Genomic DNA, 16,344 nt, shown 5'->3' with positions numbered 1-16,344 from the left:
GGGCGGAACATTGTCCGCCCATAGCATTTTCTAATCAGAGAACACTTTTTCTTTCGTTTCTGTTTTAGCAAATACCGTATTTTTGACCGAAGTAAGCAACTCCTGACGAATAGCTGAAATTCTTGGCTTCTCATTCGCTTGAAAAGCAACAGGACGACAAAATTCCATTGCTTTAATGCCAAGGCGAGCAGTGAGTAAACCCACACCAATACCTTGTGCGGCACGGAGCGATAATTTCGCCGTAAGGTTTTGCGAGAAGAAATCCATTCCAACATCAGTAGCGATTTCGGTTGCACCGGCGAACACCATATTTTTCAGCACCATTTTGAACAGTTTTAAGCGGCTGATATAACCCAATTCCATTCCATAGGCTTTGGTAATTTTATTCACTAAAGCGATATTTCTTGCCGCCATTAACAACACATCAACTATTGCCAGCGGGCTAACCGCCACAATCACCGCATTTTCTGCCGCATTGCGGGAAATCATCTGCTTAACCTGTTTATCTATCGGCTTTAGCACATTTTCGCTAAACAGATATAGTACCTCTTTGGCATTATAAGCCTCGTTCAGTTCGCTTTTCCAAAGTTGCTCGGCTTGAGCAATGCTCGGCAAGTGATTAAGCTGATTTGCAATATTTTCGCAAAATTTGACCGCTTGTTCGCCATCATTGGAAGGCAGCTGTTCCAGCAATAATTGGTTACTCATTTGTTGATTTTTCTGATGATTTCGCAAATACACCAACTTTCGCCATTCGGAAATAATCGCCCCAACGCCCAACAAGCTGACAATAAAAAAGACTATCGAGAACGCAAAATAGATCCACTCTCTTTGCTGGAACGTATCAATCAACCACTGAATACTTTGAGCAATTACCGCCACGCCAAACAAGGCAAGTGTGGCAAGTAGTACTCGAATCCAAAAGCGGGAAGGCTTAAGGCTTTCTTCAATAATCAGCTCCGCCTCAACTGCTTTTTCCTCTTCTTCAATAATCGCATTTTCGAGATCAAACTCTTGTTTAGGTTCAAAATGCTCGGTTGTTTTTAGCTCTTCTTCATTAAAAATTTGCTTACTCATTATTCCTCCACTGCCTTTTCAATATGTGCTTTTAGACCATCATAGCCGTGTTCGGTTTTCAAGATATCAAATAATTCTACCGCTTGAGGATATTCTTTATCCAAATAACGTAGCCATTGTTTGATGCGAGCAACGTGGTAAAAACCGGTATCAAACTGATTTTCCATCTGAACGTACTTAAACAATAGCTGTAGCACTTCATTCCACGCCATTTTCGGAACATTATATTTCACCACTTTGCTTAAATTCGGTGTGTTTAACGCCCCACGCCCCATCATTAATGCCTTGCAAGCGGTTATTTTTTGGCAATTTTTCGCCGATTCAAAATCCCAAATTTCGCCGTTGGCGATAACAGGAATAGACAGCCGTTGTTGAATTTCGCCAATCGCCTGCCAATTAATTCTTTCTGCTCGATAACCATCAACTTTGGTTCGCCCGTGAACGGTAATTTCATTCGCTCCGCCCTGTTCTACCGCATCGGCAATTTCAAAACATTGGCTAACGGAATCCCAACCTAATCGCACTTTTACGGAAACGATTTTATCGCTTGGCACAGCTTCACGCATCGCTTTGGTTGCACGATAAATCAGTTCCGGATCTTTTAATAACGAAGCCCCACCATTGCTGCCATTTACCGTTTTAGAGGGGCAGCCACAGTTGAGATCTACCCCGTGTGAACCAAGCTCAATGGCAAGAGCTGCATTTTCTGCCAGCCACTGTGGGTGTTGCCCTAAAAGCTGTACCCGCACTGGTGTGCCGGAATCGGTTAATCCGCCTTGATATAGCTCAGGGGCTAGGCGATAAAAGGTTTTCTTCGGTAAACGTTGATCGACCACTCGCACAAATTCGGAAATACAGAGATCGTAGTCATTCACTGAAGTTAAAAGGTTGCGGACAAAAGGGTCTAAAACCCCTTGCATCGGGGCAAGAATAACGTTAGGAATTGGATTCATTGGTAAAATAAAAAATACAAGCGGTTATTTTTTCTCAACATTTTGCAAAAAATTGGCAAGAAACAACCGCTTGAAGGTTAAAAATGTCTATCGTGAATGCGCAAATCGGGGCGAGCGATCAGGTAAATCATCAGTGCGGTTAATGCCCCAAGAGTATCCGCAAGCATATCTTTTTGAGCGTCCCAAATATCCCCTTGCGAGCCTAGAAATTCCACGCCGGCATTGCCACCTTCAATCACGGCATATTGCCATTCAATAATTTCGTAAGCTGCCGCCACCGACATAATGAAAAACAGCGAGAAGAAAAATGCTACGCCCATTCCGCACTTGCGTTTACGCAGTAACCATTCTGCCATCGGGAAGCTGTAAAAACCGATAATGTAATGTGCTACTCGATCAAAATGGTTACGATCTTCACCTAAAATCGGGGTTAGAAATTGATTTGCCCACTCAAACGGCACATTGGCAAAGGTATATTTTGCCCCGATCAAGTGCATAATCAGCCAAAGCGACATCAAAAAATAAGCTAACCCACTAAACTGAAATTTAGGGTAAGTGATAATTAAAAGGGCAAAAACGATAAAAATCGGTATCACTTCCGCATACCAAACTGCGCGGTCTGTCGGATTTAACCCTGACCAAACCGCAATCACGGTAATAACAATCGCTAAAAATAGAGGGATGATATGCGAGCGTGAATCCATTATTTCCACTCTTTCACTTTACAAATTAAATCGTACGCCGCTTGAATTTGTTGAGCTTTCTCTTTTGCCAACTCCATCATCTCATCAGGCAAACCTTTAGCGGCTAATTTATCCGGGTGATGTTCGTTCATTAACTTACGATAAGCCCGTTTCACTGTATTTTGATCGTCTTGTGCGGTTACGCCTAATACGGTATAGGCTGCCTCAATGCTTGGTTGTGCAGGCTGCTGATAACTGCCCTGATAGCCACCTTGAGATTGCTGATGATAACTCCCATTTTGCTGATAATAGCCACCATTGCGGAATTGTTGAGCTGCCATAATCATTGCGATCATCTGCTCAAATTGGAAGCGAGACATTCCCATTGTTTCGGCAATCGTAAACAGAATTTGTTGCTCGTTCACATCAAGTTGCCCATCTTGCAAGGCTGCCTGCATTTGCACTTCGACAAAGAAACGTAATAAGTCAGTTCTTGCCCCACAGGCTTCTCTGAACTCTTGAATGACTTGGCGTAACGGGAAGTCAGGCTCTTTACCTAAGGTAAAGGCATTTTGCGCTAATTGCTGGGCTGCACTATCTAATTTTAAGCGAGCCATTAACGCTCGGGCTAATTCAATATCCGCTTCAGTAACACGCCCTTTTGCTTTCGCAATATGCCCCAACACCGCAAAAGTGGTTTGGGTGAAAAGCGATTGGCGAGTTAAATTTTTACCGAAAAGACTTGAACGAACTGAACCTAATTCATAGAGTTTTTTATCGGCTAAATGCCCGATAAAAGCGCCAAGTATCCCACCAAATAAACCGTGAAAAAGCTGATAGCCCAAGAAAAAACCGACTATTTTTCCGATAAATTGCATTTTTTTATCCTTTTATAGAAATGAATAAACGTTATTCTAACAAAATTTTACTTTGATTGCTTTTTAGTTAATACAAACATAAGCCAGCTTGAGACAAAAATAATTGCATAACCTAGCCAACTCAACATATCCGGGTATTGTTCAAAGAACAACAACCCTAAAATTGCACTAAATAGCACAGAGGCATAACTATAAATTGAGATGTCTTTCGCCGCCGCATATTTATAGGCGGTAGTTACACAAAACTGCCCGACCGCTGAAGTTACCCCTGCTAACACTAAGTAGATTGTCTGTAAATTGGTTAGCACTACATAATCAATGGCGACAAAAGGCAATAATATCAAGGTCGAAAAGGCAGAAAAAAAGAAAACAATGGTATTAGGTGATTCTACTTTTTTGGTTTTTGCCAATAACCTTAAGCATAAATAGGCAATGGCTGCAAACACAGAGCCAATCACGCCAACCAGATAAGGCATAAAGCGAATATCAACTGCCGGTTTGATAATAAAAAGTGCCCCGATAAAGGCAATAAGGCATAAAATCCATTGCAGGAGAGATGCTCTCTCTTTTAAAAAAATCGCAGAAAGAATAATTAAAATGAACGACGTGAGTTTGCCAATCATATCGACATCACTTAGCACAAGGTGATCGATGATATATACACCACATAAAATCCCCAATAACCCGGTGATGGAACGGCTTAATAATAACAAACGATTTTCTGCATAACCAAAGAATAATTGGCGATTTTTCCACACAATATAACCGCTTATCAATGCTGTGCGTTGCGAAAAATCGCTTTTTGTGCAATCGGTACATCCCCCGAAAGACGAAGAAAAGCAGCCATAATCGCAAAGCTTAGTGCCGACAAAAGCACACAAAAAATGGCTTTAAATAACGGCGAGAGCGAATTCCAAAAATTCATAGCATAAAGGCTTTTAATAAAAATAAAGCCCTGATTATTCAGGGCTTCAATTTAGAATCAACTAAGAATTAGTATTCTAATACTGCACGACGGTTTTTCGCGTAGTCAGCTTCTGAGTGACCTAATACTGCTGGTTTCTCTTCACCGTAAGAAACAGTTGAAGTGTTGTTAGCACCTTTAGCTGCTAAGTAACCTTTAACTGCATCTGCGCGACGTTGACCTAATGCGATGTTGTACTCTGGAGTACCACGCTCATCAGCGTGACCAGCAATAGTTACGTTACCTTGAGTTTTTGCTAATAATTGAGCGTGAGCGTCTAATAATTGACGGTATTCACCTTCAACTGCATAGCTGTCAAAACCGAAGTATACAGTGTTGTATTGTGCTTTTAATTGTTCAGCTGTTAAACCACCGAATTCGCCTGCTGCATTTGCTGCTGCATTTGCTGCTGCGTTTGCTGCTGCATCATCTGATGAGCTGCTACATGCTGCTAATGCGAAAGCTGGTACTGCTACCATTAATACTTTAGCAAATTTTTTCATTTGTTGCTCCTAATAGAGAAATATTATTATTTAGTTAAGTATGGTGACCATGCAGGGAATTTATAATGTCCACCTGCGCCAGGCAAATTAGCTTTAAAACGCCCATCTGCAGACACCAATTGTAGCACTTTACTCGTACCTTTGGTAGAGCTATAAATAACCATAATGCCATTCGGTGAAATACTTGGACTTTCGTCTAAGAAAGTTGAACTCAGTACTTCTGTGCCACCTGAAGCGAGATCGCGTTTCACAACTCTATCACCGGCAATCATGATTAAATTCTTACCATCAGATGATACTTTCGCATTATAGCTACCGCTACCGCCCATTGGGCTAGCACCACCACCTGATGAACTCATTCTATAAACTTGAGGAGAACCTGCACGGTCAGACGTAAAGTAGATTGTGCTACCATCTGGAGACCAGCTTGGTTCAGTATTATTTCCAGCATTAGCGGTCAATTTACTTGGTGTACCACCGCCACTACCTACAACATAAATATTTAACTCACCATCTTGATTTGAGGCAAACGCAATGCGAGAACCGTCTGGAGAGAATGATGGCGCACCATTATGTCCTTTCAATGCTGCCACTACACGGCGAGCACCTGAACGAATATCGTGAACAACAACCTGCGCTTTTTTATTTTCAAATGTCACATAAGCTAATCTGCTACCATCTGGTGACCACTCTGGCGACATTAAAGGCTCTTTACTGGTTGTAATAGTAAAGGCATTAAAACCATCATAATCAGATACTCGTAATTCATACGATGATACGCCACGTTGAACCACATACGCAATTTTAGTTCTAAATGCACCGCGAATTTGGGTTAATTTTTCAAATACCTCATCACTTACTGTATGCGCACCTTGACGAATTTGGGCTGCCGGAACAATAAATGAACCTTGGGCAATGACACCACCCGCTGTACCCGATGTACCAAGAGTATCAATTAATTGATAAGCGACATTATAACCGCCACCTGTGCTACTCACTTGGCCAACTACAATATTATCAATACCGATAGCACTCCATTGATCTGCCACCACTTCCGCTGCTGATCCCGGTTGAGCAGGCATTTGAGAGCGTTCAAGCGGTGTAAATTTACCACTATTTCGCAAATCATCAGAAATAATTTGTGCAACATCTGCCGGCACACCGCTGGCTTTAAATGGCACAACCGCAATCGGCTGAGCCATACTTACACCTTCATCAATAGAAATTCGCACATCAGAATCAGCAACCACCTGAGTTGTCAATAATGCTGAAAAGATGCCTATTACACCCGATATACGAGAGAATAATTTCATTTGTAGTCCTCTAAATTATTTAACTTTTAAACTAAAATCAAGTGTTGGTGATTTAAACATATTATATACCGCATCTGATGGTGCAGGTGGTACTTTTCTAGTTGCCACTATTGCACTTACCGCTGCATCACATACTGCTTTATCGCCACTGATAACTTGATAGTTAGTAATTGTGCCATCTCGACTTAAGAATATCTTAACATCACATTGTTTTCCGGCAAAACTTGGATCAACCCGATATCGAGATTGAATTAATTTCTTAATTCGTTGACCATATGCATTACCATCTACATTAGTACCTTGCCCTAAGCCACTTGTACCACCAGAACCTTGTGATCCTGCTGAGTTTTTGTTACCACCTTTACTTGAACCACCACCGATGTCTCCACTATTGAGGAAATCATCAAGTGCTTTATTGTTTTTCGCTTGGGCGGCTTTTGCCTCAGCAGCTGCCTTCGCTTTAGCTTCTTTCTCGGCTTTCTCTTTGGCTTCTTTTTCTGCTTTTGCTTTGGCTTCTTTCTCAGCCTTTTCTTTTGCTTCTTTTTCTGCCTTGGCTTTAGCTTCTTTTTCTGCTTTTTCCTTCGCTTCTTTAGCTTCTTTTGCCTGCTGTTCCTTCAGTTCTTTTTGCTCTTTTAACTTTTTCTCAGCTTCCGCTTTCTTCTGCTGTTCAAGCTTCTTTTCAAGTGCTTCTTTAGCTTTTTTCTCTTCTTCAGCTTGTTTAGCAGCAGCCTCTAAACGCTTAGCTTCTGCATCTGCTTTCAGTTTTGCTGCTTCAGCTGCTTTTTTACGAGTTGCTTCTTCTGCTTGCTGCTTTTTAAGCTCTTCTTGCTTAGCTTGTGCTTGCTTTTGCTGTTCTTGTAGTTTTTGCTGACGCTCAATTTCTTGCTGACGCTGTTTCTCTTGAATCGCCGCTAACTCAGCTTGTTTCTGTTTTTGGATCTCTTCCGGAGTCGGTTTATCTTCCACATCTTCTTCAACAGCTTCCTCTTTAGGCTCTACCTTTGGCTTCGATGCTTTTGAGCCTTTTTTCTCTGCCAATAACTGCCCATATTCAGCAGCCACTTGCCCAGTATCTACCATCACAGCTTCAAAGCTATCGCTATCGCCACCACTGCCACCAGCCGCAGCGAGTTCCGTCTTAGTGAAAAGAGACCCGAGCAATAACAACCCGATTAACAATATATGCAATAAGATCGAAACAATAACCGCTAGCTCTAGTCTATCTTGTTGAGATTTCACACGTTATCCTTGGCTATTTACCTTCTGTCATTAAACCTACCGATTTCACTCCGGCGTCTTTAAGTAGTGTAATACCTTTCATAATTTCTTCATAAGGTACTACTTTATCACCGGCAACTAAAAATAAGGTATTGTTATCTTTTTGAAATTGTTCCCCTGCATAGGCAACAACTTCTGATTCATTAATATTCTCTTGCCCATTACTTTGCACATAGTTACCGTCAATTTTCAATTTATATTCACCAACACCTGCCACCTCCAAAATCACTGGAGTTTTATCTTCATTAGAAACTGATTGGCTATGCGTATCTTCCGGTAAATTAACTTCTACACTTTGACTGATAATTGGGGCCGTTGCCATAAAAATCAGCAATAATACCAACAATACATCAAGAAATGGAACAATGTTGATTTCTGATTTAATGTCATTACGTTTTAAACGACGAGACATATATTCCTCTTTACAGGTGCTTAGCACCTTAATTGATCTGAAATAACCGGCACAGTGTCCCGGTCTCGAATAATGCGGTTACAAGCGGTCTTTTTTACGAAAAACTTTACAAATTTTCATTAAAAATCAACCGCTTGTAGATTATCTTTTTGAAAAAGCCTGACGGTGTAATAAGGTCGTGAACTCATCAATGAAATTCACATACCCTTGCTCAACTTTACCTAAACGTAAATTCAAACGGTTATATGCCATTACTGCAGGAATCGCCGCAAATAAACCGATAGCCGTTGCAATTAATGCTTCTGCAATACCCGGTGCGACTGATTGTAAAGTTGCTTGCTTAACTGCACTTAATCCCATAAAGGAGTGCATAATTCCCCAAACCGTTCCGAATAAACCAATATATGGGCTGATTGAACCCACTGTGCCTAAAAACGGAATGTAGTTTTCTAAACTTTCCATTTCACGGTTTAATGCTAAGTTCATCGCACGGGTAGAACCTTGAATAATCGATTCTGGCGCATCTGGGTTCGCTTGTTGTAAACGGGTAAATTCTTTAAACCCAACATAAAAGATTTGCTCTGAACCATTTAATGCATCACGACGATTCTCTAAACCTTGGTGTAAACGGTTTAGATCTTCCCCTGACCAGAATCGATCTTCAAAAGCAAGGGAATCTTTTTTGGCTTTAGTTAAAATTTTGCTGCGCTGAATAATCACCGCCCAAGACAAAATTGAGAATACAATAAGGATCAGCATCACGATCTTTACCACAATACTTGCTTCTAAAAATAACGAAAGAAGACTAAATTCAGTTTGCATTAATAAAACTCCGAATAGTTTTTAAATAGAAAAATAACTTTTTTGTAATGCTTGACGAATATCATCAGGAATTGCAACCGGCTTCATTTTGATTAAATCAACACAAGCGACCGTAACATTTGCCTCACTCAGACAATCGCCATCTTTCCACAATCGTTGTTTAAAGATAAGGGTTGCTTTCTTCAATTCTGAGAGTGTTGTTTCCACATTTAATAAATCATCTAAACGAGCAGGGAGCTTATAATCTATTTCAATCCTCTTAACAACAAAAGCAAGGGATTGGCTAAAAAGTTCCTGCTGTGAGAAATGCTGCTGTCTCAAAAATTCCGTTCTTGCCCGCTCAAAAAAATTCAGATAGTTGGAATGATAAACTACTCCGCCGGCATCAGTATCTTCATAATAAACACGAATCGGGAAATCCATAAGCATTATTTCTCTCATTCAAAATGAAAAAACGCCCAAAATTTAGGCGCAAATTGTGAGATATTTTAGGATCAGAAATATTGTTATGCAAGTATATTTTTTGGTAAATTGCAAAAATATTTTTTATCTATCAAAAATAAAAATAGAGACATAAAAATGCCTCTATTTAACAAGTAAAATCCATAATGCCGGAATAACAATAAGGTAACCTAGAAGTGGTAAAAAAATCACTTTCCAAATAGCAGCTCGGATTTCAAATCCAATTCCATGTACCCATAAAATAGCCATACCATAAAATACCAACATTGCTAAATACGGCGTTTTTCCACCAAAAGAAAGAGCGAAAGCGGTCGAATTTACCCAAATAGTTGCAAATAATACAGCCGCTAAAATAAAAGAAAGGGCTTTTAACAAGCCCTTTGCTGTTAAGTTATAGAGTTTATGAATCATTACTCGTCAAACTTACCTGTTTTTTCAATGCTGATCGTTATGACTGTTGCAAAGAAGATTGCAAGCAATACACCTAAGACCCAAGTTACATAAAACATATTGTGTCTCCTTATTAGTAAGCTGCTTTATTTTCTTCTAAATAACTAGCATCTAAACGACCATACATTTTGATATATGACCAAATAGTATATGCTAATACTAACGGTACAAAGATACCAGCAACAAATAACATTACAGTTAATGTTGTGTGGCTAGCAGTAGCGTCCCAAACCGTTAAGCTCATTTCTGGATGAGTAATTGACGGCATAATGAATGGGAACATTGATACTGCAGCAGTTAAAATCACCCCAACAATCATCAATGATGATGAGAAGAATGCTAAACCTGAACGATTTGCTTTTGAGGCAATAATAGTCAGTAATGCACCTACTACAACTAATGCAGGAACAACCCATAATACAGGCATTTCAGCATAATTTCTAAACCATGCACCAGCTTGAACCGCTACAGTTTTATTCGTCAATAGAGATTGTGCATTATGATCTAACTCGCTTGTGATCACAAAACCATCTTTAAAATATAACCATACACCTGCAAGAATAAATGCCACTAATACAATAGAAGCTGTCACTTGTGCCACTTTTCTTGAGTTGTTATGTAGCTCATCAGTAGTTTTCATTTGTAACCAAGTTGCACCCTGTGTGGTTAACATCATTAAGCTGATAATACCGCACACTAATGCAAATGGATTTAATAAACCAAAGAATGAACCCGTATATTGTGATTGGTTAATATTATTAAATTCAAATGGTACACCTTGTAATAAGTTACCGAATGCAACACCGAATACTAATGATGGAACGAAACCACCAATAAATAATCCCCAATCCCAAGCACTACGCCATTTCGGATTATCAATTTTTGCACGATACTCAAAACCTACAGGGCGGAAAAATAATGCTGCAAGCACAAGCACCATTGCAATATAGAAACCCGAGAACGAAGTTGCATAGACTGTTGGCCATGCAGCGAAGATCGCACCACCAGCGGTCAATAACCATACTTGGTTACCATCCCAGTGAGGGGCAATTGTGTTGATCATAATACGACGTTCAACATTACTTTTACCAATGATAGGTAAAAGGTTTAATACGCCCATATCAAAACCATCAGTAATTGCAAAGCCAATTAACAATACCGCAATTAAGATCCACCAAATAAAGCGGAGAATTTCATAATCGATCATTTCTAACTCCTATTATTTAGTTGATTGTTCAAAATAATAACGGCCTGTTTTTAATGCACTAGGGCCAAGACGACCATATTTGAACATTAAATACATTTCTACAACTAAGAATAGTGTATATAAACCACACAATAAGCCGATTGTAAACCATAAATCACCTGTTGTTAATGCAGAGTTTGACACACCGACAGGTAACATTTCATAGATAGCCCAAGGCTGACGGCCATATTCGGCAAGGAACCAACCAGATTCAATCGCAATCCAAGGTAACGGAAGACCGAATAACAAGCCTCTTAATAAGAAACGGCTACTTTCTACTTTACCACGCATATTTTGAATAAATGCTGTCGTAATCAAGATAAGCATCAAGAAGCCAGATAACATCATTACACGGAATGCCCAGAATGTAGGGCCTACATTTGGAATTGTATTATCTGCTGCTTTTTGAATTTGTTCTTCAGTCGCATCAACCACATTAGGTGTATATTGTTTTAACAATAACCCAAAGCCTAAATCTTTTTGTACAGCTTTAAATGCTTCTTTATCCGCCTCTGTATAATTGCCAGAACGTAATTTTTCTAATAGTCCGTAGGCTACCATACCGGTACGAACACGTTGTTCATTAATTACACGAATATCTTTTAGGCCTTTAATTTCTTTATCTAAAGAACGGGTTGCAATAATACCAGCTGCATAAGGAATATGAATTGAGAATTCATTTTTCATTTCCGCAGTATTTGGAATCACAAAAGCATTCCAAGCAGCTGGAGCAGGCTGAGTTTCGAATTCACCTTCCATTGCAGCTAATTTAGTCGGCTGAGCTTTACCGATTTCATAACCAGATTCATCACCCATAATCAGTACAGAGATGATCGCAATTAAACCAAAACTTGCACCTACTGAGAATGAACGTTTTGCAAAGCCTAAGTCACGACCTTTTAAGATATAGTATGAACTAATACCTAATACAAAAATAGCACCACAAACATAGCCTGCGGTTACAGTATGTAAGAATTTAGATTGTGTAACTGGGTTTAATACAAGTTCAGAGAAACTTGAAAGCTCCATTCGCATGGTTTCAAAGTTGAATTCAGAAGCAATCGGGTTTTGCATCCAACCATTAGCAACTAAAATCCATAGTGCAGAGAAGTTAGAACCAAACGCAACACAGTAAGTTGCTAATAAATGTTTCGCTTTCGATAAACGTTCCCAGCCAAAGAAGAACAAGCCCACAAAGGTAGATTCTAAGAAGAACGCCATTAAACCTTCAATCGCTAATGGAGCGCCAAAAATATCACCTACATAATGAGAATAATATGACCAGTTCATACCAAACTGGAATTCCATTGTAATACCAGTTGTTACCCCTAGGGCAAAGTTAATACCAAATAATTTACCCCAGAATTTAGTCATATCTTTATATACTTCTTTACCCGTAGTTACATACAGGGTTTCCATCACCACAAGGACGAAAGAAAGACCTAATGTAAGCGGTACGAATAAGAAGTGATAGAGTGCAGTTAGAGCAAACTGCAAACGTGAGAGTTCAACTACATCTAACATCTCAAACCTCTTATATTAATATACTAATTTGACAATTAGATTACTGTAAAAGTAATCACCCACAAATTCACTCAATTCTAATAAATAACCCAAATTGGTTAATTTTATAATAAAGTGTCGACGAGTATTCTACCTGTAAATAGCTAATTAAAAAATAGTAATTTTGTTATATTCGTCACAAAATTGGTTTATTTATGTAATAATTGCTATTTAACATACTAAATAACACGGTTATACTTAACAAATAAGTAACAATTTATTTACTATTTTTTATACTAACGATCTTGAAAATTTATTCTTGGCAAAAAGATCTTAGTTTTAGATGACTTTAAATTAAAGTTCTGATAACATCAGCAAGCTTTATTAAATAACATATTAGATTTTTACTTTTAAACACTTAATGTGTGGAGAACGCATGCTAAAAAGAATTTTAGGAATAACACTTTGTACCATATTGGTTTCCAGTAATGCTATAGCAAGTGTTAAAACCTCATCACTTACAGTTGCAAAACCTACTTTAAGTAAAAATTTGCCAACTGAATGTGAGAAAATGTTTAACACGGCAAATAAATTGGTCTCTGATGCAGAAAGACAGCCTGGTACTCATACTCAAGTGCTAAAAATGAAAAATAAACTTTCTTTAACAAAGCAACAAATCCTAAAAATGGATTCTGAATTACAGCAAAAAAGTTGTGAGAAAGGTTTAACAGCACTAAACAGCCTTAAACAAAAACATCAATAAACGCTAAAACCAAGCTTACTTGCTTGGTTTTTTATTTGCAAAAAATAGCATAAATTTAACCACTTGTTACCAACAAAAAAGCTACTGAATTAATTTCAGTAGCTTTTGTTCACTCAATGGGCAATTACATCATTCCGCCCATTCCCCCCATACCGCCCATTGCGGCAGGATCTAATTTCTCTTCTTTTGGCAGATCGGTAATCATACATTCTGTAGTGATCATTAAACCTGCAATAGAAGCCGCGAATTGAAGTGCTGAACGAGTCACTTTAGTTGGGTCTAAAATTCCCATTTCAAGCATATCGCCGTACTGCTCTGTACCTGCGTTATAGCCGTAGTTGCCTGAACCTTCTTTCACGTTGCGGGCTACAACTGAGGCTTCTTCACCTGCATTGGCAACGATTTGGCGTAATGGAGCCTCCATTGCACGCAAGGCAAGTTTGATACCTACATTTTGCTCTTCGTTATCGCCTTTTAGTGTATCAGCCACTTTGTTGGCTGCACGCACTAAAGCAACTCCGCCCCCCGGTACAATACCTTCTTCCACCGCAGCACGGGTTGCGTGAAGAGCATCATCAACACGGTCTTTTTTCTCTTTCATAGCCACTTCAGTTGCCGCACCTACTTTAATTACCGCAACACCACCGGCTAATTTTGCTACACGCTCTTGTAGTTTTTCTTTGTCGTAATCTGAAGTTGAATCTTCGATTTGTTGGCGGATTTGTGCTACACGACCTTTGATTTGAGTTTCATCACCAATACCGTCAATAATTGTGGTGTTATCTTTGCTGATAACCACACGTTTTGCTTGACCAAGCTCTTCAAGGGTTGCTTTTTCAAGCTCCATACCGATCTCTTCAGAAATCACAGTACCTGCAGTTAAGATCGCAATATCTTGTAACATTGCTTTACGGCGATCACCAAAGCCAGGTGCTTTCACTGCCGCCACTTTCACGATACCACGCATAGTGTTCACCACTAAGGTAGCTAACGCCTCGCCTTCAATATCTTCGGCAATAATTAATAACGGTTTACCTGCTTTTGCAACACCTTCTAACACCGGTAATAATTCACGAATGTTAGACACTTTTTTATCCACTAAAAGAATATATGGGTTTTCTAACTCAACCGTACCGGCTTCCGGTTTATTGATAAAGTATGGCGATAAGTAACCACGGTCAAATTGCATACCCTCAACCACGTCTAATGCATCTTCTAAACCTGTACCGTCTTCAACAGTAATCACGCCCTCTTTGCCCACTTTTTCCATTGCTTGAGCAATTAATTGACCGACTGTTGAATCTGAGTTTGCAGAAATCGTCCCTACTTGCTCAATTTCTTTTGAGGTTTCGCACGGTTTTGAAATCGCTTTTAACTCTTCAACCACTGCTGCAACCGCTTTATCGATACCACGTTTTAAATCCATTGGGTTCATACCCGCAGCCACTGCTTTTAAGCCCTCGTTTACAATCGCTTGAGCTAATACAGTTGCGGTAGTTGTACCGTCACCGGCGGCATCATTGGCTTTAGAGGCAACCTCTTTCACCATTTGAGCCCCCATATTTTCAAATTTATCTTCTAATTCGATTTCACGGGCAACCGACACACCGTCTTTTGTAATCGTTGGTGCACCATAAGCACGATCTAACACCACATTACGACCTTTCGGACCTAAAGTTACTTTTACCGCATCGGCTAAAATATTCACGCCTTTTAACATTTTTACGCGTGCATCGTTACCAAATTTCACGTCTTTTGCTGCCATTTTCTAAATCCTTTGTATTTGAAATATGTAAAAAATTTTGCTTTTTTAACCGCTTGTGCAGAACGAAATTATTCTACAATCGCCAAAATATCGTGCTCTGCTAAAATTAGCACTTCTTCGCCGTCAATTTTCTCGGTTTTTACGCCGTAGCCTTCGTTAAAAATCACTACATCGCCCACTTTAACTGCTAAAGGCTGAACAGAACCATTGTCTAAAATGCGACCTGTTCCTACTGCAATTACTTTGCCACGGGTTGATTTTGTTGCTGCCGAACCGGTTAAAACAATACCGCCTGCCGATTTTGTTTCAACTTCTTCACGTTTTAAAATAACTTTATCGTGTAATGGACGAAGTGCCATAATATGTTCCTTTTCTTAAAAATGAATAAATAAAACTTCACGCAAAATGCGTAACGCCTAACAATATAAAGGCAGATTTTAGAGTTTCAAGTGCAAGCGGTCAAATTTGTAAAATTTTTTACAAATTTGACCATTTTTGATAAAACTATATACCTAAGAAATCTGTTTCTGTTTAGAAAAACCCCAATTCTCTTATACCATTTAAACTATTAATTTCAAGATAGGATAATAAAATGAAAAAATACTTAATGCTCTGCTCACTATGGTTTCTCTCCGCATGCTTTAACGAAAGTTATGATTTTAGAGGAAAAGAATTTGAAGAACCTGTACAAGCAATTTTGGTTGAATCAGATAAAATTTATTTCATTGGTTCCACAATTGATGCGATATTTGATAAAACGCTGATAGATAATACAAAAGCTTCAGATGTTATTTATTTTTTGAATAAACTTCTTCAAAGTCCGTATGGAAGGAAGATCAGTAATCACCTAATTACTTTAGCCATTTATGATGAAAATATTCAAATTCAGTACAGTCCGCAATTTATTGCAAAAAATCTCACCATGAGCGATATTCAAGCTCTACAAAAGTTAGGTTTTCAATTTAGCCATTCAAAAGAATATCTATGGAAAAGCTATGCAGGTCTTGGTGGTAAAATCACACAGTTTAAAAATCGCAAGGAAATACTAGAAAAGTATAAATTTAAGCAACCTATAATCGCTAAAGCGAAAAGTTATCAGAAAAGCATAGAATTTAGCTTTGATGACACCATTTCGGTCATTGCAGCACCAATTACGATTCCCGCATCTATTATTTTATTTGTAGAAGATCAAACCTAATCTGACAGTCCCCCGTTTTAAATTACCGTGTCTGTCAGATTAATTTGAGCTTAAATTCTTTTCCACCCAAATCC

The 16,344-nt window shown here is 39.0% G+C and carries 19 protein-coding genes; 2 read left to right on the top strand and 17 right to left on the bottom strand.

Features of this window, described 5'->3' with window-relative positions; all coding sequences use genetic code 11:
* Positions 1–30 precede the first annotated feature (30 nt).
* The 15 genes from EDC41_RS07230 to EDC41_RS07160 form a co-directional block, all read right to left on the bottom strand.
* Positions 31–1,077, bottom strand: a complete 1,047-nt coding sequence (locus tag EDC41_RS07230; protein ID WP_006248036.1) for a YcjF family protein — start codon at positions 1,075–1,077, stop codon at positions 31–33.
* The gene (dusC, locus tag EDC41_RS07225; protein ID WP_006252380.1) at positions 1,077–2,030 is read right to left on the bottom strand and encodes a tRNA dihydrouridine(16) synthase DusC; all 954 of its coding nucleotides are present in this window, start codon (positions 2,028–2,030) and stop codon (positions 1,077–1,079) included. The genes EDC41_RS07230 and dusC overlap by 1 nt, the downstream gene beginning before the upstream one ends.
* A 77-nt stretch (positions 2,031–2,107) precedes the next feature.
* Positions 2,108–2,734 (bottom strand): DUF2238 domain-containing protein, encoded by a 627-nt coding sequence (locus EDC41_RS07220; RefSeq protein ID WP_006248034.1) that lies wholly within the window; start codon positions 2,732–2,734, stop codon positions 2,108–2,110.
* Entirely contained in the window at positions 2,734–3,591 is an 858-nt protein-coding gene (djlA, locus tag EDC41_RS07215) for a co-chaperone DjlA (RefSeq protein WP_006248033.1), read from the bottom strand. The genes EDC41_RS07220 and djlA overlap by 1 nt, the downstream gene beginning before the upstream one ends.
* 47 nt (positions 3,592–3,638) lie before the next feature.
* Positions 3,639–4,349, bottom strand: coding sequence for a DMT family transporter (locus EDC41_RS07210; protein ID WP_006252379.1), 711 nt, complete (start codon positions 4,347–4,349; stop codon positions 3,639–3,641).
* 235 nt (positions 4,350–4,584) lie between these two features.
* Positions 4,585–5,058, bottom strand: a complete 474-nt coding sequence (locus tag EDC41_RS07205; protein ID WP_006252377.1) for an OmpA family protein — start codon at positions 5,056–5,058, stop codon at positions 4,585–4,587.
* A gap of 26 nt (positions 5,059–5,084) precedes the next feature.
* Positions 5,085–6,371, bottom strand: a complete 1,287-nt coding sequence (gene tolB, locus EDC41_RS07200; protein ID WP_006252376.1) for a Tol-Pal system beta propeller repeat protein TolB — start codon at positions 6,369–6,371, stop codon at positions 5,085–5,087.
* Positions 6,372–6,386: 15 nt separating this feature from the next.
* Positions 6,387–7,610, bottom strand: a complete 1,224-nt coding sequence (gene tolA, locus EDC41_RS07195) for a cell envelope integrity protein TolA (protein ID WP_061888597.1) — start codon at positions 7,608–7,610, stop codon at positions 6,387–6,389.
* A 13-nt stretch (positions 7,611–7,623) separates the two neighbouring features.
* On the bottom strand, positions 7,624–8,061 hold the full coding sequence (tolR, locus tag EDC41_RS07190; RefSeq protein WP_006249842.1) for a colicin uptake protein TolR: 438 nt from the start codon (positions 8,059–8,061) through the stop codon (positions 7,624–7,626).
* 141 nt (positions 8,062–8,202) lie between these two features.
* Positions 8,203–8,883, bottom strand: a complete 681-nt coding sequence (gene tolQ / locus EDC41_RS07185; protein WP_006249841.1) for a protein TolQ — start codon at positions 8,881–8,883, stop codon at positions 8,203–8,205.
* Between the two features lie 21 nt (positions 8,884–8,904).
* The gene (gene ybgC, locus EDC41_RS07180) at positions 8,905–9,306 is read right to left on the bottom strand and encodes a tol-pal system-associated acyl-CoA thioesterase (RefSeq protein WP_015484150.1); all 402 of its coding nucleotides are present in this window, start codon (positions 9,304–9,306) and stop codon (positions 8,905–8,907) included.
* A gap of 162 nt (positions 9,307–9,468) precedes the next feature.
* Entirely contained in the window at positions 9,469–9,756 is a 288-nt protein-coding gene (gene ybgE, locus EDC41_RS07175; RefSeq protein ID WP_006249839.1) for a cyd operon protein YbgE, read from the bottom strand.
* Positions 9,756–9,854 (bottom strand): CydX/CbdX family cytochrome bd oxidase small subunit, encoded by a 99-nt coding sequence (locus EDC41_RS07170; RefSeq protein WP_006249838.1) that lies wholly within the window; start codon positions 9,852–9,854, stop codon positions 9,756–9,758. The genes ybgE and EDC41_RS07170 overlap by 1 nt, the downstream gene beginning before the upstream one ends.
* 14 nt (positions 9,855–9,868) lie before the next feature.
* Positions 9,869–11,002, bottom strand: coding sequence for a cytochrome d ubiquinol oxidase subunit II (gene cydB / locus EDC41_RS07165; RefSeq protein WP_006249837.1), 1,134 nt, complete (start codon positions 11,000–11,002; stop codon positions 9,869–9,871).
* 12 nt (positions 11,003–11,014) lie between these two features.
* Entirely contained in the window at positions 11,015–12,565 is a 1,551-nt protein-coding gene (locus EDC41_RS07160; protein WP_006252373.1) for a cytochrome ubiquinol oxidase subunit I, read from the bottom strand.
* Between the two features lie 415 nt (positions 12,566–12,980).
* On the opposite strand from EDC41_RS07160, the gene EDC41_RS07155 reads away from it, so the two are divergent.
* Complete coding sequence (locus EDC41_RS07155) at positions 12,981–13,307, top strand: DUF5339 domain-containing protein (RefSeq protein WP_006249310.1); 327 nt, start codon at positions 12,981–12,983, stop codon at positions 13,305–13,307.
* Positions 13,308–13,431: 124 nt separating this feature from the next.
* On the opposite strand, the gene groL is transcribed toward EDC41_RS07155, so the two are convergent.
* On the bottom strand, positions 13,432–15,072 hold the full coding sequence (gene groL / locus EDC41_RS07150; RefSeq protein WP_006249309.1) for a chaperonin GroEL: 1,641 nt from the start codon (positions 15,070–15,072) through the stop codon (positions 13,432–13,434).
* Between the two features lie 68 nt (positions 15,073–15,140).
* Positions 15,141–15,431 carry a co-chaperone GroES gene (locus EDC41_RS07145; protein WP_006249308.1) on the bottom strand — a complete coding sequence of 97 codons (291 nt, stop codon included), beginning with the start codon at positions 15,429–15,431 and terminating at the stop codon, positions 15,141–15,143.
* A 233-nt stretch (positions 15,432–15,664) separates the two neighbouring features.
* On the opposite strand from EDC41_RS07145, the gene EDC41_RS07140 reads away from it, so the two are divergent.
* Positions 15,665–16,270: a hypothetical protein gene (locus EDC41_RS07140; protein ID WP_020824155.1), complete on the top strand. Its 606-nt coding sequence runs from the start codon at positions 15,665–15,667 to the stop codon at positions 16,268–16,270.
* Positions 16,271–16,344: the final 74 nt, after the last annotated feature.

This window comes from Mannheimia haemolytica, from assembly GCF_004342115.1.
In the GTDB taxonomy this organism is placed as follows: domain Bacteria; phylum Pseudomonadota; class Gammaproteobacteria; order Enterobacterales; family Pasteurellaceae; genus Mannheimia; species Mannheimia haemolytica.
This window is presented reverse-complemented; position numbering and strand designations above follow the sequence as displayed.